19 protein-coding genes are annotated in these 21,653 nt (G+C 38.0%); 16 read left to right on the plus strand and 3 right to left on the minus strand.

Going from position 1 to position 21,653, the window contains the following annotated elements; translation table 11 throughout:
- The first annotated feature begins 5 nt into the window (after nucleotides 1-5).
- The 3 genes from BLP50_RS02265 to BLP50_RS02275 all read left to right on the plus strand — a co-directional run bounded on the left by BLP50_RS02265 (nucleotide 6) and on the right by BLP50_RS02275 (nucleotide 2,807).
- Nucleotides 6-1,049, plus strand: coding sequence for a pyridoxal phosphate-dependent aminotransferase (locus BLP50_RS02265; protein ID WP_090150339.1), 1,044 nt, complete (start codon nucleotides 6-8; stop codon nucleotides 1,047-1,049).
- A complete protein-coding gene (locus BLP50_RS02270) occupies nucleotides 1,039-2,283 on the plus strand; it encodes a DNA polymerase Y family protein (protein ID WP_090150342.1) in 1,245 nt (414 codons plus the stop codon). The genes BLP50_RS02265 and BLP50_RS02270 overlap by 11 nt, the downstream gene beginning before the upstream one ends.
- 101 nt (nucleotides 2,284-2,384) lie before the next feature.
- Complete coding sequence (locus tag BLP50_RS02275; RefSeq protein ID WP_090150345.1) at nucleotides 2,385-2,807, plus strand: hypothetical protein; 423 nt, start codon at nucleotides 2,385-2,387, stop codon at nucleotides 2,805-2,807.
- A 40-nt stretch (nucleotides 2,808-2,847) separates the two neighbouring features.
- On the opposite strand, the gene pdxR is transcribed toward BLP50_RS02275, so the two are convergent.
- The gene (gene pdxR / locus BLP50_RS02280; RefSeq protein ID WP_090150348.1) at nucleotides 2,848-4,281 is read right to left on the minus strand and encodes a MocR-like pyridoxine biosynthesis transcription factor PdxR; all 1,434 of its coding nucleotides are present in this window, start codon (nucleotides 4,279-4,281) and stop codon (nucleotides 2,848-2,850) included.
- Nucleotides 4,282-4,384: 103 nt separating this feature from the next.
- Here pdxR and BLP50_RS02285 point away from each other — a divergent pair, with 103 nt between their 5' ends.
- From BLP50_RS02285 to BLP50_RS02300, 4 genes are read left to right on the plus strand one after another with little or no spacing between them, the layout of a single operon-like run.
- Nucleotides 4,385-5,269: a PLP-dependent cysteine synthase family protein gene (locus tag BLP50_RS02285; protein ID WP_090150951.1), complete on the plus strand. Its 885-nt coding sequence runs from the start codon at nucleotides 4,385-4,387 to the stop codon at nucleotides 5,267-5,269.
- Between the two features lie 18 nt (nucleotides 5,270-5,287).
- Entirely contained in the window at nucleotides 5,288-6,142 is an 855-nt protein-coding gene (locus BLP50_RS02290) for a serine O-acetyltransferase (RefSeq protein WP_207645733.1), read from the plus strand.
- Between the two features lie 16 nt (nucleotides 6,143-6,158).
- Nucleotides 6,159-7,070 (plus strand): DMT family transporter, encoded by a 912-nt coding sequence (locus tag BLP50_RS02295; protein ID WP_090150351.1) that lies wholly within the window; start codon nucleotides 6,159-6,161, stop codon nucleotides 7,068-7,070.
- A 14-nt stretch (nucleotides 7,071-7,084) separates the two neighbouring features.
- Nucleotides 7,085-7,678 carry a hydrolase gene (locus BLP50_RS02300; protein ID WP_090150354.1) on the plus strand — a complete coding sequence of 198 codons (594 nt, stop codon included), beginning with the start codon at nucleotides 7,085-7,087 and terminating at the stop codon, nucleotides 7,676-7,678.
- 43 nt (nucleotides 7,679-7,721) lie between these two features.
- Here the strand turns inward: BLP50_RS02300 and BLP50_RS02305 are convergent, their stop codons facing one another.
- Entirely contained in the window at nucleotides 7,722-8,519 is a 798-nt protein-coding gene (locus BLP50_RS02305) for a Cof-type HAD-IIB family hydrolase (protein ID WP_090150358.1), read from the minus strand.
- A gap of 399 nt (nucleotides 8,520-8,918) precedes the next feature.
- Here BLP50_RS02305 and BLP50_RS02310 point away from each other — a divergent pair, with 399 nt between their 5' ends.
- The 7 genes from BLP50_RS02310 to BLP50_RS02340 all read left to right on the plus strand — a co-directional run bounded on the left by BLP50_RS02310 (nucleotide 8,919) and on the right by BLP50_RS02340 (nucleotide 17,885).
- The gene (locus BLP50_RS02310) at nucleotides 8,919-11,042 is read left to right on the plus strand and encodes a PTS sugar transporter subunit IIABC (protein ID WP_090150361.1); all 2,124 of its coding nucleotides are present in this window, start codon (nucleotides 8,919-8,921) and stop codon (nucleotides 11,040-11,042) included.
- Nucleotides 11,043-11,062: 20 nt separating this feature from the next.
- Complete coding sequence (locus BLP50_RS02315) at nucleotides 11,063-11,896, plus strand: PRD domain-containing protein (RefSeq protein ID WP_090150364.1); 834 nt, start codon at nucleotides 11,063-11,065, stop codon at nucleotides 11,894-11,896.
- A gap of 124 nt (nucleotides 11,897-12,020) precedes the next feature.
- Nucleotides 12,021-13,169, plus strand: a complete 1,149-nt coding sequence (locus tag BLP50_RS02320; RefSeq protein WP_090150367.1) for a CobW family GTP-binding protein — start codon at nucleotides 12,021-12,023, stop codon at nucleotides 13,167-13,169.
- 53 nt (nucleotides 13,170-13,222) lie between these two features.
- On the plus strand, nucleotides 13,223-14,179 hold the full coding sequence (locus BLP50_RS02325) for a TIGR03943 family putative permease subunit (protein ID WP_090150370.1): 957 nt from the start codon (nucleotides 13,223-13,225) through the stop codon (nucleotides 14,177-14,179).
- A gap of 144 nt (nucleotides 14,180-14,323) precedes the next feature.
- Nucleotides 14,324-15,214: a sulfide/dihydroorotate dehydrogenase-like FAD/NAD-binding protein gene (locus tag BLP50_RS02330; protein ID WP_090150374.1), complete on the plus strand. Its 891-nt coding sequence runs from the start codon at nucleotides 14,324-14,326 to the stop codon at nucleotides 15,212-15,214.
- Nucleotides 15,214-16,602, plus strand: a complete 1,389-nt coding sequence (gltA, locus tag BLP50_RS02335; protein ID WP_090150377.1) for an NADPH-dependent glutamate synthase — start codon at nucleotides 15,214-15,216, stop codon at nucleotides 16,600-16,602. Before BLP50_RS02330 ends, gltA begins: the two co-directional genes overlap by 1 nt.
- Before the next feature lie 578 nt (nucleotides 16,603-17,180).
- Complete coding sequence (locus BLP50_RS02340; RefSeq protein ID WP_090150380.1) at nucleotides 17,181-17,885, plus strand: hypothetical protein; 705 nt, start codon at nucleotides 17,181-17,183, stop codon at nucleotides 17,883-17,885.
- 412 nt (nucleotides 17,886-18,297) lie between these two features.
- On the opposite strand, the gene BLP50_RS14540 is transcribed toward BLP50_RS02340, so the two are convergent.
- Nucleotides 18,298-18,423 (minus strand): hypothetical protein, encoded by a 126-nt coding sequence (locus BLP50_RS14540; RefSeq protein WP_278335185.1) that lies wholly within the window; start codon nucleotides 18,421-18,423, stop codon nucleotides 18,298-18,300.
- 195 nt (nucleotides 18,424-18,618) lie between these two features.
- On the opposite strand from BLP50_RS14540, the gene BLP50_RS02345 reads away from it, so the two are divergent.
- Complete coding sequence (locus BLP50_RS02345; RefSeq protein ID WP_090150384.1) at nucleotides 18,619-19,170, plus strand: TetR/AcrR family transcriptional regulator; 552 nt, start codon at nucleotides 18,619-18,621, stop codon at nucleotides 19,168-19,170.
- Nucleotides 19,171-19,181: 11 nt separating this feature from the next.
- Complete coding sequence (locus BLP50_RS02350; RefSeq protein WP_090150387.1) at nucleotides 19,182-21,638, plus strand: glycoside hydrolase family 2 protein; 2,457 nt, start codon at nucleotides 19,182-19,184, stop codon at nucleotides 21,636-21,638.
- Nucleotides 21,639-21,653 lie beyond the last annotated feature (15 nt).

A 21,653-nucleotide genomic window follows, 5' to 3' on the forward strand; every position in this document is an offset into this window, starting at 1 on the left:
TTGACATGCACGGTGGAGACATTTATAGAAACAACATACAATTCGATTTCTCTGTAAACATTAATCCAATGGGGGTTCCTCAGGAAGTTCAGTGGGTTTTGACAGAGGCTGCTCTTCATGCAAATAAATATCCTGATATTATCCATGAGAGACTGATTATGGATACTGCTGATATTTATTCAGTGGCAGAGGACCAGATTGTATATGGCAATGGAGCATCGGAGATAATTATGGCCATTTGTCATGGATTACAGCCCAAGAAAACAATGCTTGTGGCTCCAGGATTTTTGGGATATAGCAATTGTCTAATGGGAGCTTGTCCAAAGTGCCAGATTGTGTATCATTATCTGCAAGAAGATAATGATTTTCAGCTTCATCACAATATTGTTGAGCAGATATTAGTTGAAAAACCTCAGGTTCTATTTCTTACTAATCCTAACAATCCAAATGGGGCGTTAATAGACAAGGAACTACTGGATGACATAATTGAGGCTGCCAGTACGGTTAATACCACGGTTATTGTGGATGAGTGTTTCTTGCCTCTTACAGGCCATGAAAAGGAAATGTCCCTTATATATAAGCTTGATAAATATAGCAATGTAATTATTCTTAGGGCATTTACTAAGACATTTGCAATTCCTGGTGTGCGAGTAGGATATGCAATCTGTACCAAAAAAGCTCAGGCCGATTTGCTTAAAAAGCAACTTCCGGAGTGGAATCTTTCGATTTTTGCCCAGATGGCTGGAGCAGAGTGCCTAAAGCATTTTGATTATATTGATGAGGCAGTAAAACTTATCAGATGGGAACGAGACTTTTTGCAGGATGAGCTTAAAAAGTTATCTCTTAAGACATTTTCATCAGATGCCAATTTTATTTTGTTTAAATCTAAAAACTATGATTTGGCAAAGGAGCTTTTGGAGTATAAAATAATGATTAGAGACTGTAGTGATTACGTAGGTCTCGACAAGGGCTTTTACCGAATAGCCGTCAAGCAACACAATGAAAATGAGGGATTGATTTTAGCTTTGGGAGATATAGTTGGAAAATAGACTGGTTTTTCACATCGATGTAAATAGTGCATTTGTATCATGGTCCGCAGTAGAGCAGCTTGCTCTAGGCGGGCCTGATTTGCGTGAAGTCCCATCTATTGTTGGTGGTGATCCTAACACACGTACAGGAATTGTGGCAGCCAAATCTATACCAGCTAAAAAATACGGAATAGTTACTGGAGAGCCTGTTAGTGCCGCAGTTAGAAAGTGCCCTAATTTAGTAATAGCTAGGTCCAATTTTGACTGGTATGTAAAATGCTCCAGAGCATTTAAGGCCATATGTCAGGAGTATACCCCTACAATGCAGTCCTTTTCTATTGATGAAGTGTTTTTAGATATGACTGGTATGGGTAAAATTTATCCAGACCCAATAGCTACAGCCTATGAAATCAAGGATAGAATTTATAGAGAGCTTGGTTTTACTGTAAATGTAGGAGTGGCGCCTAACAAACTTTTGGCAAAGATGGCCAGTGATTTTGAAAAGCCCAATAAGGTTCATACTTTGTTTATGGAGGAAATTCCTGAAAAGATGTGGCCGTTGCCGGTGGGAGAGCTTTTTACATGTGGAAAGTCATCTGCTTTAAAACTAAAGAGCCTTAATATCGATACTATAGGTCAGCTTGCAAAGACTCCTATGGAGCAACTTCAGATGATTTTTTCTGAGAGAGGCGCACTTCATTTTCATAATTATGCTAATGGAGTAGATGATTCTCCTGTTCTTGATGAAAGAGAGGATGCAAAAGGCTATTCTGCAGAGACTACTGTGGAGGAGGACTTGGTTGATTTAGATTCAATCCTTCAGGTAATACTTGCCCAGGCTGATATAGTGGCAGCTAGGATGCGAGCTGATGGAGGTAAATGCAGATGTATTGGAGTTACCTTTAGGAATCTTGATTTTGTTAACAAATCCCATCAGATTAAGCTTAAGGAATCTACGGATGTAACAGATGTTATTTTTAGGACAGCCAAGGAGCTTATTAAGGAAAGCTGGCATGGTGAGGCACTTCGATTAGTGGGGCTTTCTCTTTCAGATATAGATAGAGATGGCTTTGAGCAGATTTCGCTTTTTGAGGATCCTGACAAGGAAAAGAGAAAGGCACTTGATGCTTCCCTAGATTCTATTAGAGGAAGATTTGGTAATAGTGCTGTACAAAGAGCTAGCACTTTAAATACCTCAGACCGCATAAATAAGCGCTTTAAAGCTGAGCAGGAAAATGATAGAATTAAAAAGTAATATTTAGGCATAAGTTACATTGACGGTATCTTAATAATGTTATATTATTACGAGGACTTTTTAATACACAGGATACTCGTAACGAGATTTGGGAGATATATATGATTACCGTAAGGACTAGAAGAAAGTCGTTTATGACCCAAGAACAATTAGCGGGAAGGCACGAAGAAGAGTTTATCCTTTCATTAGGACAGAATTTTTTGGCCTTTGTTGATAGATATTCAGATTCAGATGATTATGAAACATCAAAGCTATATTCAACTGTTGAGAATCTAGTTAAGGAAAATGATGTGGAGGGCATCAGAAAGATACTTGCTTCCATTCAGGTTTTTGGCACATACGACAAGGTTTCAAAGATAACAACTAAATATAAAAATATAACTACAGCAGTAGGTCTTACATACAATGGGACAGTTTATTTTGAGAATCCAGATGAGAAGAATGAACTGGAGCAGATAATTACTCGTACCTGTTCACTTTGCTCACCAGATGGGGATGAGCAGTTAGGTAATTTACTTGCATAATGTTATTAAAATTTAATGCCAGCATTTACGCTGGCATTTTTTATTTATGGATAAATATATTTTTCCAAGCTTCTTTTAGTCGGCTTATGCAATCGCTGATATCTTCGATTGGAATTTTGCTAAATCCCAGGAATATACTATTGCTTGGACATGAGTACTCTTCGTGCCAAAACAGCATTGAGTCGTACACTCTAACTCCTTGTTCAAGTGCCTTTTCAATAAGAGTGTCTTTATCTATTTCTTCTGGAAATTCAATTAAAAAGTATTGTCCGCTGACATTTGGTGTGATAGCAAGTGGCAGTGAAAATGAACTGAATCCATCTTTAAATGCTTCAAATCTTTTTTTGAAAACATAATTCATTTTGCGGACTAAGCGATCGTAATCCCCAGAAGAAAGCAAATCTGCAAGGGCTATTTGATTAATTAAATTTACTGTACTGTTGTAGTTCTCAAATTTTCCTAAGAAATCTTCTGTAATATTCTGTGGTAGAACAATGTAGCCCATTCTAAATGATGGGGCAAGAATTTTTGAAAAAGTTCCTAGGTAGATTACTTTTTCATAGTAGTCGATAGCCTTCAGTGCAGGTATTGGCTTCTGGTAATATCGCAGTTCACTGTCATAATCATCCTCAATGATAAAGGTATTATTTTCCTTAGCATATTTAAGTAATTCATATCTGCGTTCTAAGGACATGCACATCCCTAGTGGAAACTGATGGGATGGGGTAGTGTAGATGAAATCGAAGTGCTTTTTGTGGTGGGTTTCATTAATTAATAGCCCATCATTGTCTACTTCGCCATATAAAATATCACAGTTGTTCTTTTGAAAGATTTCTTTGGCTTTTGGATATGTGGGATTCTCCATTAATACATTGGCTTTGGTATGGCCTTTATAAATGCACAAAAGATCAATGGATTGTTGGAGTCCACTTGTGATAAATATCTGTTCTGGAGAGCATTTTACACCTCGTATGCGTTCCACATATCTGCTGATTTCATTTCTAAGAGAGTAATCCCCCTGAAAGGATTGCAAGGATGTGATTTCTTCTTTTAAAGCTATAGTATCAAGGGCATTTAAATAATGCTTTTTCCAGATTTTTGTTGGAAAAAGATTGTTAGTATAGCTGTTGTTTGTAAGGTCATATTTTATTTTTGGATATTTCTTTGGTGGGGCGATAGATTTGATTTTATTTGTATGGTCCCGTTCATCTTTATTTGCAGATTCAAAAAAATCAAAGGGTAAATCGGCAATAAAAAATCCAGCTGACTGTTTGCTTAATATATAACCCTCTACCGATAGCTGCTGATAGGCTCTGTCCACAGTATTTCTACTTATTTTAAGCAGGTTTGCAAGAGAGCGGGTTCCCATGATTTTTTCTCCTGGTTTCAGATAGCCATGGAGTATATCACTTTTTATTTGCTCATAGATTTGCTCATAAAATGGAGATTTAATATCACTTCGTAATGTAATCATTTCAATCCTCTTTAACTGGCACTAAAAAATAAATATCTACTGGTACTATGCAGCACCTGAGAATTACTATACATTCTATAAAAAACGAGGCGAGGTGGCAAGAGTGACAATACTAAAAGACATAGGAAAAACGCCAGTTGTGAAGTTGGAAAACCCATATGGAGATGGATTCGCAGAAGTATATGTGAAAATGGAAGAGTTTAATCCGGGCGGCAGCATCAAATCACGAGTGGGGTTTCAGATGATTAATGATGCAGAAGTAAATGGATTAATCAAAAAAGGTGACACTTTGATTGAGGCAACAGGAGGAAACACAGGAGTAGGACTTGCAATTGCATCATCGATTAAAGGTTATAATTTAATTCTTGTAGTTCCAGATAATTATAGTGAAAAGAAAATTGCTATGTTAAAAGAATATGGTGCTAAGGTTGTGTTGGCTGATCATAATCTAGGCAATGATTGTCATATACAAGTTGCAGAGCAATTAATGAAAGAAAATCCAGAGTACATTAATTTAAACCAATTTAAAAATGAGTCAAATCCAAAGGCTCATTATTTATATACAGCTGAGGAAATACTTAATCAAGTTGGGAAGAAGATTGATGTTTTCGTTTCTGTAATTGGAAGTGGAGGAACTATTACAGGTGTTTCAAGAAAACTAAAAGAAAGAAATGGTGATATAAGAATAGTTGGTGTACAGCCTAAGGGATGTGACATTATTCATAATAAATATGTTAGACATAAAATCCAGGCTATTGCTGTTGGTAAGGTTGGTACTTTTTTTGATGAATCTTTGATTGATGATATGGCTGATGTTACTTATGAAGAGGTTCAAGAAATCAGAAAGTATTTAAGTGAGAAACAGGGAATATTCGTAGGTTTATCGGCAGGAGCAAATATTTTGGCTGCATTTAACGAAGCAAAGAAATATGATTCATCAAAAGTAATTGTAACGATGGCTCCTGACGGTGGTATTAGTTATTTATAAAAAAACTGGAGGGGTCTAATGATTGCGAGAGAGTCGGTAGAGGAAAAAATATATGATTGTTTAAAATCTATGAATATAGATTTTGAGATGGAGGATGTAAAAAAGGTTTCAGAAGTATGTCTAGAAGATTTGATTACATATGCTAAAAAAGATCCAAGTTGTGGAGGAAATGCTGCAATAGTTTTAGACAGTAATAGATCTTTTTTAGCAGTGATGTTATATAGAGTTGCTAATTTTTACTATTATCAGAAAGGCGATAAAAATAGTGCTATTAAGATTTCAGAATATGCAAAAGTTAATAGCGGTATTGAAATACATCCGGGTGCAAAAATAGGAAAAAGATTTGTGGTGGATCACGGTACTGGCACTGTGATAGGTGAAACAACAGTTATAGGTGATGATTGCTATTTACTTCAAAATGTAATATTAGGCGCACATGTAATAACTGGTCATGTTATGCATGACAGACATCCTAAATTGGGAAATAACGTAGAAATTGGAGCATTTACAAAGGTTCTAGGGAATATTCGAATTGGCAATAATGTAAAGATTTCTCCAAATTGTGTTATTACAAGGGATATTGATGATGATACTAGTATAATTGTTGCTTCATACTATCAAATTGAGAAGAGAAAAAGTGGTTTGAGATATACCGGATACAGAATACTAGATAAAGATATAGTTGTTTATATTGATGGTTTGCAGGCGGAAGGTGTAGATACGGTTAAATATGAAAGCGAGCAGGGCGAAAGCGAAGCAACACAAATAGAAAAAGATAGTATTATACTGCCTTATGCTATAGATAAAAGAAATATAAAACTGAAGATGTACAAAAACAAAGAATGGTTTAATGAACTTATTGTAAATGTATAAATAAGGAGATTTTAAAATGAGAAAGAATGAGACTAAGTATTTTATTTTGATTTTTGTGGCGATATGTTTTTTGGCTACAGGTGGAATTTTTGTTAAGCTAAGTGAACTTCCACCAATCAACACAGGATTTTACAGAGTGCTTTTTTCGATTCCTATGTTGATGCCATTTTTGAAGAAAGAGGATTTAAAGCTTACTAAAAAGCAGGTGATTACAATTGTGTTAGCGGGAGCTTTCTTGGCAGGAGATTTGGCTCTTTGGAATATTTCATTTTCTTATACAAGCGTTGCTAATGCTAATTTGCTTGCAAATTTAACTCCCTTCACGGTAATTCCATGTAGTTATTTTCTTTTTAAAGAGAAGATGACAAAGCGATTTTTACTAGGTGGATTTATAACACTTTTAGGCGTATTTGTGCTTATGTCAAACAAAGTGACTCTTTCAAGAGAAAGAATGATTGGTGATTTATTGTGCTTGGCTACATCAGTCTTTTATGCTATGTTTATGCTAACAGTATATAAACTTAGAGATTATGTAAAAAGCAATGTAATTATGTTTATCAGTGCTTTTGGAAGCCTTATAGTATTGGCTTTTGCTATTTTCTTTACAGAGGGATTTTATGTACCAACTTCTTTTAGAGCAGTTTGGCCACTTTTTGCACTTGCTCTTGTTTCACAGATTTTAGGTCAGGGATTATTAGCCCATTGTTTAGGTAAGGTTAATGCTAGTTTATCTTCTTTACTTACATTATCTCAGCCAGTTGTGGCAGCTGTTTACGCTTGGATTATCTTTGGTGAGGAATTATCTACTCAGGCCGTTATTGCAATTGGCATTACTCTTGTAGGTGTTTATCTTGCTAAGACACAGTCTAAAACTAGCGATGAGGAAAAAACGGTGGCTACAGTTGTTGAAGTTTGTAGTGAAGAATAAAAGGAGAATGGAAAATGATTTCAAGAGATGCAGCATTTGAATTATTAAAAAAATACAATAAAGAACCATTCCATATTCAACATGCACTTACAGTTGAAGAAGTTATGAAATGGTTTGCAAATAAGCTTAATTACAGTGATGACGCTGAACATTGGGGTATAGTTGGCCTTCTTCACGATATTGATTTTGAAGAGTATCCAGATGAGCATTGTATCAAAGCTCCAGAATTGTTAAAAGCGGGTGGGGTGGATGATGATATTATTCATTCAGTATGTTCACATGGATATGGAATTACAGTAGGTTGTGGAGCGACTATTGACGTAGAGCCTACTCATGAGATGGAAAAAGTCCTTTTTGCAGTTGATGAATTAACAGGTTTAATAGGGGCTGCAGCTTTGATGCGTCCCTCTAAAAGTACAAAGGACATGGAACTAAAATCTCTGAAAAAGAAGTATAAGAGTAAAGGGTTTGCGGCTGGGTGCTCTCGTGAAGTAATTGAGCGTGGCGCAGATCAGTTGGGCTGGGAATTGAATCAGCTTTTAGATATGACATTACAAGCTATGGCTGAATGTGAAGATACAATTAATGCTAAACTAGAAATAGCATAATAAAGAATAAGGAGCTGTCATTTTGATGTGACAGCTCCTTTGTTTATACTTCACCGAATTTTTCTGCTAAGACTTTATAGACTCCTTTTTCCTTCCAAGAAGGGCAGATGTGCTTGGCATGTTCCTTAACTACATCTGGTGCAGTTTCAACAGCGTAGCTTTCTGTTGCTACATCAAGCATACCGATGTCATTATTGTTATCACCAAAAACCATGGTCTCATCTGGACTAATATGGAAGAAATCTTGAATAGTCTTTAGGGCATTTCCCTTATCTACTGACTTATCCATAAAATCTACCCAGTCCTCACCAGCCATAACAGCCTTTAGGCGGTCGCTCCACTCAGGAATGAGCTTTTCCTCACCTAGCTTTCTAATAGAAGGGCGGTTGAAGATGGAGATTTTAACAAGGTCAACATTTTCTGCTAAAACATCATCTACAAATGCCACGTCATTTCTATATTGATCTCTAATTACATGAATGAAATCTTCGTTTTTAGTCTCAAGGTAGGTGACTCCAGCACCCTCGTATGCTTTTTCACAATCAGGAATCTGACGAAGTTCCTTTGTAAGCTCCTCCACATAAGGGCGGTCAATTTTCGAAATGTGCATATCAACACCGCGACATTTGATGTGGGCACCGTTGTTGGCAATGAAAATTAAATCGTTGGCCACTTCTTTAAACATCTTTGAGATGCTGCCATATTGGCGTCCGCTTGCTATACAGACAATTATATCCTGCGCACGGAGCTTCTTAATCATTTCTATCATTTCTGAGTACACTTCAGGAGAAGAGTCCTTTACAAGTGTACCGTCTACATCAGTTGCAACTAATTTAATCATAAATAATCTCAATTCTTTCTTAATTAATAAAATATACTTGCTAATTATACTCTGAGAAGAGAATTGTGTGAAGTGATTTATATAGAAAAAGAGAAGAGTAATATTATATATTTGATAGGCAAAAAGGTTGAAATGGTGCGGTAGTGGTGGTTTTTCGAAAAAAGTTACTTAAACGTTTACGAAAATTACGAAAAACTATTGACACCGGTATAATTACATGCTAAATTCTTTAATCGTAGTGTGTAACTTGTAACCAATCAAGGCACGAACTATACATAATAACTTTTTGTATTTATGTGGGTTCGTGTCTTTTTTTATGCCCAAAACCCATCTAGTGGCAAAAAAGACATAATGCCTATGTAAGTGCGACAAAATTTTTCATGTATAGGAGATTAAAAAATGAAAGACAAAATTTTTGGTGTTTTGCAGCGTGTAGGTAGATCCTTCATGCTCCCAATCGCTCTTCTTCCAGTAGCAGGTTTGCTTCTCGGAATCGGTGGTTCGTTCACAAACGCAACAATGCTTGAGACTTATCACCTCACTTCAGTTTTAGGCCCTGGCACAGTAGGTAATGCTATTCTTACTGTTATGTCAGACGCAGGTAACATTGTATTTGCTAACTTACCAATTATCTTCGCTATCGGTGTTGCAATTGGTATGGCAAAGAAAGAGAAAGAAGTAGCAGCTCTTGCTGGTGCAATCGCTTTCTTAATCATGCATGCTTCAATCGGCGCTATGATCACAATTCACGGTGGTCCAGAGGCATTACTTGAAGGTGCAACAACTTCAGTTTGCGGTATCACTTCATTACAGATGGGTGTATTCGGTGGTATGATCGTAGGTCTTGGTGTTGCAGCACTTCACAACCGTTTCTATAAGATTCAGCTTCCACAGGTATTATCATTCTTCGGTGGTACAAGATTCGTTCCTATCATCTCAGGTTTGACATATACAGTTGTTGGTATTGCTATGTTCTTCGTATGGCCATTCGTTCAGCAGGGTATCGCTGCAGTAGGTGGTATCGTTATGGAGTCAGGTTACGCAGGAACATGGATCTATGGTATCATGGAAAGACTTCTTATCCCATTTGGTCTTCACCACGTATTCTATCTTCCATTCTGGCAGACATCACTTGGTGGAACACTTGAGGTTAATGGTCAGCTCATCGAGGGTGCACAGAACATCTTCTTCGCACAGCTTGGTGCACAGGATACAATTAGCCACTTCGCAGTATCAGCTACACGTTTCATGTCTGGTAAGTTCCCATTCATGATCCTTGGTCTTCCAGGTGCTGCTCTTGCTATGTACAGAACAGCTCTTCCAGAGAAGAGAAAAGAAGTTGGTGGTCTTCTTCTTTCTGCAGCTCTTACATCAATGCTTACAGGTATCACAGAGCCAATCGAGTTCACATTCTTATTCGTAGCTCCAGCTCTTTATGGTATCCACTGTATCTTCGCAGGTGCATCTTACATGTTAATGCACATCCTTGGCGTTGGTGTTGGTATGACATTCTCAGGCGGTATCATCGACTTAATTCTTTTCGGTGTTCTTCCTGGAAACAAGCTTACAAGCTGGGTATGGATACCAGTAGTAGGTGTTGGTTACTTCGTAGTTTACTACTTCTTGTTCACATTCCTTATCAAGAAGTTTGATCTTAAGACACCAGGTCGTGACGCTGACGAGGAAGTTAAGCTTTACAGACGTGCTGATTACAATGCAAAGAAGGAGTCTATGGGTGACCAGACTTCTGAGAAGATCTGTAATGGTCTTGGTGGTAAGGCTAACATCTCTGATGTTGACTGCTGCGCAACAAGACTTCGTGTAACAGTACACAAGTCAGAGCTCGTTAACGATGCTATGCTTAAGTCTACAGGTGCTTCAGGTGTAGTTCACAAGGGTAACGGTGTTCAGGTAATTTACGGACCACACGTTACAGTTATCAAGTCTAATCTTGAAGATTATCTTGAGACAGCTCCAAATGTAGAATATAATGGAGCAGGTGAGACAGTTGCAGATGAGGCAGCTGCTCAGACTTCAGCTGAGCCAACAGGCGAGGTTGTAAAGACTGTTGTTCTTGGTAGCCCTATCTCAGGTGTTGCAGCTGATTTAGCTGAGACTCCAGATGAGGTTTTCGCTCAGAAGATGATGGGTGACGGTGCAGTTGTTACTCCTAACGATGGTAAGGTAGTAGCTCCAGCAGACGGAACAGTAGTTTTCGTATTTGATACAAAGCACGCTATCGGATTCAAGACAGATGATGATGTAGCTATGCTTCTTCACTTTGGTATTGACACAGTTAAGCTTAAGGGTGAAGGCTTCAACGTTCATGTAACAAATGGACAGAAGGTTAAGAAGGGAGACTTACTTATGGAGGCAGACTTAGATTACATTTCTAAGAACGCACCTTCAATTGCAACTCCTGTACTTTGCACTGAGCTTAAGGGCAACCAGAAGCTTCGTCGTCTCGCTGATGGCGAAATCAAGGCTGGTGAAGATTTACTTGCAGTAGATTTTTACGAGTAAACTTATTTTAGGAGTTTAAGATGTACAGAGTTGAGAAAGTGTTAAATCACAACGCTCTTATCGGTATTCCGGAGAATACTACCCAGGAATTTCTGATTATGGGCAAGGGAGTGGGTTTTGGAAAACACGTCAGTGAAACAATTGATGTAGCTGATGACTGTATGATTTATTCCCTATTAGAGTCCACAGAGCGCGGAGATAAAAAGGATTTAGCGACAAGTATTGATCCCGTATATCTTGAAATTGCAAATGAACTTTTAGATGGGGCCGAGGCAGAATTCCATACCATTGATAGGGATGTGATGCTGCCTCTGGCAGACCATATTGAATATGCTGTAAAAAGAAGTAGAAATCATGAGCAGCTTAGAAACCCCTTGACCGATGATATAAGAGTATTATTTCATACTGAGTTTAAGGTAGCAGAAAGAGCTAAGGATATCATTTTAGATCGTCTAGGTGTTCAGTTGACCGATGACGAGATTGGATATATAGCCCTACATATACATTCATCTATTATGGACCAGGCTGTTTCACAAGCTATGCAGATGGCAGAAGCTGTTAGACAGTGTGTGACATTGGTAGAGGCAGAGACCAGTAAGAAAATTGACATCAAATCATTGTCATATAATAGGCTGTTGAATCATATTCGATACATGATTGCCCGTACGTTAAAGGGAGAGATCATAAAGCTTGATATGAACGACTATATCAATGCAACTGCAGCAAACTCATTCAAGATGGCAACAAACATTTGCAAAGAATTAAGTAAGAGTCTAGGCAAAGATATCGACAGTGCCGAAATAGGATATCTCGCAATGCATATCGAAAGAATTGCACTTGATGAGATGGATTAATTGAAAAATTAAATCAATAAGGATAGCCCGCTTTTTATAAGTGGGCTATTATTTTTTGCATTTATATGGTAAAATATCTTGTTGGTGAATTCAAAATTATTCTTTGAGAAAAGAGGTATTACTAATGACAAAGATTGATATAATTTCAGGTTTTTTAGGCGCAGGTAAGACTACTTACATTAAGAAGATGCTTGAGGAAGCATACAAGGGTGAAAAGGTAGTTCTTATTGAGAATGAGTTCGGTGAAGTTGGTATCGACGGTGGTTTCCTTAAGGATGCAGGTATCACTATTTCAGAGATGAATTCTGGATGTATTTGCTGCTCACTTGTAGGAGATTTTGATAAGAACCTTCACGAGGTTCTCGAGAAGTTTAGCCCAGACAGAATTCTTATTGAGCCATCTGGAGTAGGTAAACTCTCAGATGTTATGACTTCAGTTATTAAGTTAGAAGAGACAGCAGATGTTAAGCTTTGCGGTCTTGTTACAGTAGTTAATGCTCTTAAGGCATCTAAGCAGATGAAGGCATTTGGCGAGTTCTTCAACAATCAGATTGAGTTCGCTACTACAGTTGTTCTTTCACGTTCACAGACAGCTACAGAGGATCAGCTTGAGTTCTGTGTTAAGCAGATTCAGAAGCTTAATCCAAAGGCTGCTATCATTACTACACCATGGGATGAGATTACAGGAGAGAAGCTTCTTTCAGTCATGGAAGGTCAGGATAATTTAGCTTCTGAGATGAAGCATCTTGCAGAAGAGGCTCATGAGCATGAGGAAGAGGAGCACGAGCACCATCATCATGATCACGACCACGATGAGCATGAACATCATCATCATGACCACGACCATGATGAGCACGAGCACCATCACCATGATCACGACCATGAGGAACATGAACATCATCACCACGACCACGACGAGCATGAGCATCACCATCATGAACATGGCGAGAACTGCACATGCGGTTGCCATGATCACGATCATCATCACCATCATGCAGATGAAGTATTTGATACATGGGGTATTGAGACTCCTCACAAGTTCGAAAAGTCTGTAATAGAGAAGGCTATGAAGGCATTTGCTAATACAAACGACTACGGTACAGTTCTTCGCTCTAAGGGTATGGTAGAGTCTGTAGAGGGCGGATGGATTTACTTTGATTTTGTTGATGGCGAATATGAGCTTCGTTCTGGTGAGCCAGATTACACAGGACGTCTTGTTGTAATTGGTGCAGATATTGATGAGCACAAGTTAGAGGAGCTTTTTGGATTATAATTCGAAATAGTTTCAAGCTAAGATATAGTTTATTTAGATAGTTAGAGGTTTTTATGGCTAGAGATATACCAGTTTATGTCTTCACTGGATTTATGGATAGTGGTAAGACTACCCTTATTCAGGAGACATTATTTGAAAATGATTTTGCTTCTGGCGGTGAGGATAAGATTCTTATTCTATCTTGTGAGGATGGCGAAGTAGAATACGATATTGAGAAGCTCAAAACAGTTAATGCTAAGGTAGCTACAATTGATTCTGAAGAGGATTTCAATCTTGAGAATCTTACTCGTATTTCTAACGAATATAATCCAGATGTTATCTTCCTTGAGTACAATGGTACTTGGGGTGTTGATAAGATTTATGATGAGCCACTTCCAGAGGGATGGGTTCCAGCTCAGTCACTTGCTACAGTGGATGCTACTACATTTGAGATGTACCTTAACAATATGCGCACAATGATTATGGAGCAGATTTTTAAGGCTGAGGTAGTTATTATTAATCGTTGTACTGATGACACTCCAAAGACTAAATTTAGAGGTCAGATTAAGTCAATGAATAGACCAGCTCAGATTGTTTATGAGAGAGCAGATGGTTCTATCGATGATTCACCAGAGGAACTTCCATTTGATATTAATGCTGATGTTATTGAGATAACAGATGCTGATTATGCACTTTGGTTTATGGATTGCATGGAGACACCAAAGAAATACGATGGCAAGACAATTCATTTCCGTGGTCTTGTTTACAATCCTAATGATGGCAAGTTGAGACGTGACGTATTTATTCCAGGTAGATTTGCTATGACATGTTGTGTAGAAGATATTCAGTTCCTAGGCATGAAATGCAAATGGGACAAGGCATCTACACTTGGTCATCGTAGCTGGATTGATATTACAGCACAGATTAAAGTAGAATTTGCTAAGGAATATAAGGGTAAGGGACCGGTTCTTTATCCAGTCAGTGTTGAACCTGCTGAGAAGCCAGAGGATGAGTTAGTTTATTTTAGTTAATGTTGAAAGTTACTATTCATTTTCGGATAGTAACTTTTTTACTACATTATTATATGATTCTTTTACTTTAGCACTTTACAACGCGACAGTGTAAAGCTATAATACAATACTAAAAGGAAGAAAAAGGGAAGGGAGTCTAGTTTTATGTATCCAATTCTTAAAAAGGAAAAGCTTTCAGATAAGATTTTCCTTATGGTGGTTAAGGCACCACGTGTTGCTGACGGATGTTTACCAGGTCAGTTTATCATTGTAAAGATTGATGAGGAGGGCGAGAGAATCCCTCTTACAATTTGCGATTATGATAGAGCTGAGGGCACTATTACTATAGTATTCCAGACAGTAGGCGCTTCTACTGAGAGAATGGCAGAGCTTAATGCAGGTGATGCCTTCGCTGATTTTGTTGGACCTCTTGGACAGCCATCTGAGCTTTGTATCGAGGCTGATTTAGAGGAGACTAAAAAGAAGAATATCGTATTTATCGCTGGTGGTGTTGGTACTGCACCAGTTTACCCACAGGTTAAGTGGCTTAAGGAGCATGGGGTTAAGACTACAGTTATCATTGGCGCTCGTTCAAAGGATATCCTTTTCTATGAGGATGAGATGCGTGCAGTAGCAGATGAGCTTTATCTCGCTACAGATGATGGTAGCTACGGTTTCCATGGTAACGGTTGCCAACAGCTTCAGGCACTTGTTGATGAGGGTAAGAAGTTCGACCACTGCGTAGCAATCGGTCCTATGATTATGATGAAATTTGTTTGCCTCCTTACAAAGGAACTTGGCATTCCAACAGTTGTTTCTATGAACCCTATCATGGTTGATGGAACAGGTATGTGCGGTGCTTGTCGTCTTGTTGTTGGCGATGAGGTTAAGTTTGCATGTGTAGATGGTCCAGAGTTTGATGGTCACCTTGTTGATTTTGATCAGGCTATGGCTAGAGCAAAGCAGTACAAGACTGAAGAGGGTAGAGCACTTCTTAAGCAGCAGGAAGGCGATACACATCACGGTGGCTGCGGAAATTGTGGAGGTGACAAATAATGGCAGATATGATGGTTAGAGTACCTATTTCAGAGCAGGACCCAAAGGTTCGTGCTACAAACTTTGAAGAGGTATGTCTTGGTTATACAGAGGAAGAGGCAGTTGCAGAGGCATCTCGTTGCCTTAACTGCAAGAAGCCTATGTGTGTAGGTGGTTGCCCTGTTTCTATTAATATTCCAGCTTTCATTCAGGAAGTTAAGGAGAGAAATTTCGAGAAGGCTTATGAGATTATTTCTGAGTCATCAGCACTTCCTGCAGTGTGCGGTCGTGTTTGCCCACAGGAGTCACAGTGTGAGGGCAAGTGTATCCGCGGTATCAAGGGAGAGGCTGTTGCAATTGGTAAGCTTGAGAGATTTGTAGCTGACTGGGCTAGAGAGAACGGCATCAAGCCTAAGAACACATCTACTCCAAATGGCCACAAGGTAGCTGTTATTGGTTCAGGCCCTTCAGGTCTTACAGCAGCTGGTGACCTTGCTAAGGCTGGTTATGATGTTACTGTATTTGAGGCACTTCACGAGATGGGTGGTGTACTTGTTTACGGTATCCCAGAGTTCAGACTTCCAAAAGAGAAGGTAGTTAAGGCTGAGGTTGAAAATGTTAAGGCTCTCGGCGTTAAGTTCGAAAAGAACGTAATCATCGGTCGTTCTATTACAATTGATGAGCTTATGGAAAAGGAAGGCTTTGAGGCTGTATTTATCGGTTCAGGAGCTGGTCTTCCAATGTTTATGCATATTCCTGGTGAGCAGGCTAACGGCGTATTCTCTGCAAATGAATACCTTACAAGAAACAATCTTATGAAGGCATTCAAAGAGGGTTATGATACACCTATCGCTCGCGGTAAGAAAGTAGTTGTAGTTGGTGGTGGTAACGTTGCTATGGATGCTGCTCGTACAGCACTTCGTCTTGGAGCTGAGGTACATGTAGTTTACCGTCGTAGTGAGGCAGAGCTTCCAGCACGTGCTGAGGAAGTTCACCACGCTAAGGAAGAGGGCGTTATCTTTGATCTTCTTCAGAATCCAGTTGAGATTCTTGTTAATGAAGAGGGAAGCGTTCGCGGATGCAAGATTATCAAGATGGAACTTGGTGAGCCAGATGCTTCAGGTCGTCGTCGCCCAGTAGAGATTCCAGGTAGCGAGTATGAAATCGAATGTGATACAGTAATCATGTCACTTGGTACATCTCCAAATCCACTTATCTCTAGCACAACTGTTGGTCTTGAGACTAACAAGAAGGGTTGCCTCATTGCTACAGAGCAGGGCGCTACTACAAAGGACGCTGTATACGCAGGTGGTGATGCTGTAACAGGTGCAGCAACAGTTATCCTTGCTATGGGCGCTGGTAAGACAGCCGCTGCAGCTATTGACGAGTACTTCAAGAACAAGAACTAATTTATCGTGATATTTTGATTTGCTATTAACTGCACCCAGTTGGGTGCAGTTTTTTATATATTGCATGAATTGTTTTATAGGTTTTTATTGTATTAATTTTGGTTTATCACAAATATAATTAATTATTGAATCGATGATTGTTTTTGTGATAAAAGATATTGCTTTATTTAAATTTTTATCGCAAAAAATATAGGGAGCCTTGGACTGAGAATTGATTGTGATAAATTATTTGATACACTTGGCTTTTTTATCAAAATATTGGTAGTTAATGCCATTATTATTTTGATTTGCGATAATCATTCATGTGAAGTTTTAATTCTTCTAGCCAAATATGAGTTTTTATGTTGATAGATATGGAAGAGTATATTGTTGACATGGAGTACTCTATATGATATTTTGAACAGGTCTTTTTTCTATTAATATTCTTTAAATAATCATTTGAAGAAATTCCCGTTAGTTAATACATTCAATTTTTTATCGTTTCACATTAGGAGGTTGAAACAATAAAACAATACTATGAAAAGCAGATTGATGCTATAAATAATGAAATCAATAAAATTGAAGAGAAGTTGTCTTCTTTGCCTGCAGGGGATATTAAAGTATATCCTAATAATGGTTCTTCTCGATGGTATTATTTCAATGGTTCAAAGAGAGAATACTTATCTAAGAAGGATATTATATTTGCAAAGAAGCTTGTAGAAAAGAAATTTCTTTGCTTAAGGAGAAATGCATTACTTGAGCAGAAAGAGAATCTAAAGAATCGCGAGGGAGAATACTATATAGAGGCAACTAAACTACAAGAATTCTTGGAGGATGTCAGATATAGAAAATTATTTTATCCATCAGAAAATAATTATGATGAGAATGAAATAATTCAGACTTGGAAAGTGCAGAAATACAATAGAAATCCTAAATATCCTGAGCAATTAGTATTTAAATGTCCATCAGGAAATACTGTTAGATCGAAGTCAGAAGTGTTTATTGATATTGTACTATCAGAGAGGGGCTTGCCATACAGATATGAAGGTGAATTAGAGCTGGGAAATATTAAGTTTTATCCTGATTTTACGATTCTAAATCCAAATACAAATGAAATTATATACTGGGAACATTTGGGTAGGATGGATGATCCGGTTTATGCTAGGGCTGCACTTGAAAAGATTCGTATATACTATAAAAATGGATTGATTCCTGGAAAAAATTTATATATCACATTTGAAACTAAAGATAGACCTTTTTCATATGAGGATGCTGTAACTGCGCTTAAAATGATGGGGCTATAAATATATAAAACTATTATTTTCAAGCTGTTATCGCACGCAAAATTTCATTTACCGTTTAGATCAACTTTTGTGATAAAAATGAAATCTAAATTATTGATTTTATCGCAAAAAGTCATACTACATGTATTCGCTAGACTTTTAGTGATAATTTCATAATTAAATCCTATGGAGTTTATCACAAAAGAGACCATAGTGGTATATATGAGATTATTTTACGATAGCCAGGGTAAAAAGCTAAGCCGGCCAGACCACAATAGCTATGCCAGGCCCCAATAGCCAAGATAATCAAGCTAAATATTTAAGAAATACTATCTAGATAGGATGGGCAGATAGGCTAGATAACTGTAAATGTAAAAGAAAAGACCACAGGTTGTCCTGCGGTCTTATAAATTTCATAGTAATCTAATAAATTTTAGTACTGTCCAAAAGCGTACTTGAAAAATGATACTGGCTCCTTGCCTTCCTTTTTCTGCTTGTGGCAATACTTCTCATAATCTGAATAAATTGTGTACATCTGGAATGATACTTCTTCGAACATTCTTATTTCCTCCTTAATCTCTTTTCTTTTTACCGAAGGATATGATAAAGCCTAAACTGTGATTTGTCAACAAAAACATTGCGAAGAAATTGTGAAAAATGTATAAACGTATTTGCGTTGAGTTAGTTTCCCTAATTTGTTAAAATTTAAGTATGGAAACTGAATTCCGCTAAACTAGTTTTGGGAGAAAGAGAGATGAACGAGAGAATTTTAGAAGGCGCTCTTAATGTATTTAAAGCAAAAGGGCCAAAGTTTACAATGGATGACTTGGCAACAGAAATGAAGATGAGCAAGAAGACTATCTATACTGTTTTTAGAGATAAGAACGAGTTGATGTGTGAGATGCTTGATTATGCATTTGATCTTATCAAAGAAGCAGAGGATAAAATATATTATGATGATAGTCTTTCTACTATAGAAAAAATCAGAGGGATACTGGCGGTTCTTCCAGAGTCTCACTATGGTTTTGATTATACTGCTATGCATCAATTGGCTGAAAAGTATCCTATGGCTTATGAGAAGCTTAATTATAGATTGGACAGCGGCTGGGATAAGACTTTTGAGTTAATTAAAAAAGGCATGGATAATGGCGAGATTCGTCAAATTGATGAGAATATCATAAAGCTCATGTATGAAGCTTGCATCGATAAGCTTTTGATGGGAGATTTTCTTCAGGAGAATGGTAAGGGATATCCGCAGGCTTTAGCCGAAGTTGTAGATGTTATGGTAGATGGTATTGCAAAATAAAGGGACGAATAATGGGACAGAGAATATACTTAGACCGAAAATGGAAATTCAATGAGGTTTTTACAGAAGATATGATAAGAATGCCTATGAAGGATAGCCAGACTGTTAGCCTTCCTCATACGGTAAAGGAGACACCACTTTCATATTTTGATGAGTCTACATACCAGATGGTGTCTTGCTATCAGAAGATTATTGTGGCCCCTCCTCAGTGGGAAAAGCAGGCAATTAAACTTACTTTTGAAGGAGTGGGACATCTGGCTGATGTATATATTAATGGTCAGCATGTATGCCACCATGAGTGTGGCTACACAGCATTTTCTTGTGATGTTTCTAAAGTTCTTAAATATGGGGATGAAAATCTTATCACTGTAAAGGTGGATTCTAATGAGACTCTTGATCAACCACCTTTTGGATATGTGATTGACTATATGACCTACGGGGGAATCTATCGCGACGTTTATTTTGAGGTAATGGAGAAGGTTCATTTCAAAGACGTATTTCTACAACCGGCTCTTCTTGAAAGAATATCAACTAATAAACGTTCTCCTAAGCAGATTAAAATGATGAAAGTGCAGGGTATTCTTAAATCAGAATGTCTTTTAACAAAGAATATTTTTAAGCTTTCAGAAAAAGAGCAGATATTTGTAAGGCAGTATTTGGACGATACACTTTTGCTTTCTCAGCCTATTGGAAATATCGAAGAGGTAGAGGAAGGCTATTTAATAAATATTACTTCGGCGCCTACGACTGTTAAATTGTGGGACGTAGAAAGCCCTCATTTATATCAGGTGAAGACTCAGATTGTATATGAGGATAGGGTGCTTGATGAACATGTGGGAACAGTTGGCTTTAGAAATTCAGAGTTTAAAAAGACTGGGTACTTTTTGAATGGTCGAAGGGTAAAGCTAAGGGGCTTGAATAGGCATCAGTCATTTCCATATGTTGGCTATGCCATGCCGGAATCAATGCAGCGTCTTGATGCTAGGATTTTAAAGGAAGAGCTTGCTGTAAATTCGGTACGCACTTCTCATTATCCACAGTCTCAGTATTTCATCGATGAATGTGACAGGCTTGGTATTTTAGTTTTTACCGAGATACCTGGATGGCAGCATATTGGTGGAGATAAATGGAAGGACATAGCAGTAGATACAGTAAAGGAAATGATTCTTCAATATAGAAATCATCCATCCATTATTTTGTGGGGAGTTCGTATAAACGAATCGATTGACGATGATGATTTTTATAAGAGAACTAACGAGATGGCGCATATTTGTGATCCAACAAGACCGACAGGAGGGGTTAGAGCCCATGCTAAGAGTTCTCTATTAGAAGATGTATATACCTACAATGATTTTGTTCATTCAGGAGATAATAAGGGATGTTCAAAAAAGGCAGATATAACTTCTGATGAAGATAAGCCATATCTTGTGAGTGAGTACAATGGTCACATGTATCCTACGAAATCATTTGACGACGAGGAACATAGGCAAGAACATGCAATTAGACATGCCAATGTTTTAGATGCCATAGCAGGTGAGATAGATATTGCTGGTTCATTTGGCTGGTGTATGTTTGACTATAATACCCACAAGGATTTTGGGGCAGGTGACAGGATTTGCTATCACGGTGTCATGGACATGTTTAGAAATCCAAAGCTGGCAGCCGCTGTTTACTCAGCCTTTTCTGAGACAGAAAATGTACTGGAGGTTACAAGTAGCTTTGATATAGGCGAGCATCCAGCTTGTAATAGAGGGCGTTCATACATTATTACAAATGCTGATTCTGTGAAGATGTACAAGAACGACCAGCTGATTAAGGAATATTTCCCAGAGGACAGTGAATACAAGAATTTGAAACATGGTCCAATTTTGATTAATGACTATGTTGGAGATGCGGTAGAAAAAGATGGAAGCTTTACCAAAAGGCAGGCTAAGCTTATTAAAAAAGCCCTTAATGAGGTGGCTGTAAAGGGGTATAAGATAACACCTTCACTTGCATGGCTAGCATTTAGACTTGTGGTCATTCATAGGATTAGCCCTTCTAAGGCGGTTCCAATTTATAACAAATTCATTGGCGATTGGGGTGGAGAATCTAGAGAATATCGTTTTGAAGCAATTAAAAATGATCAGGTAGTAAAGACCATTACAAAGGAGGCTGCTACATCTCCAAGGATTGAAGCTAAGGCCAGTCACACACTTTTGACAGAGCTTCACACCTATGATGTATCACATGTGAGAATAAAGTTAGTAGACCAAAATGATAATCAGCTCTATTACTTTAATCAACCAATTAGCTTTGAGGTTGAGGGGCCTCTAGAGATAATTGGACCTAAGGTGGTTTCTGCAGCCGGTGGTTGTACTGGAGTATATATCAAGTCAAAAGGTAAGGATGGAGACGGGCAGTTGATTATTTCTTCTGAGGGACTTGAGCCAGTTAAGATTAGCATGTCGGTGGAATGTCTTAATTAAAGATATTAAGGAGTA

Source organism: Pseudobutyrivibrio sp. AR14 (assembly GCF_900101325.1).
Classification (GTDB): Bacteria; Bacillota; Clostridia; order Lachnospirales; family Lachnospiraceae; genus Pseudobutyrivibrio.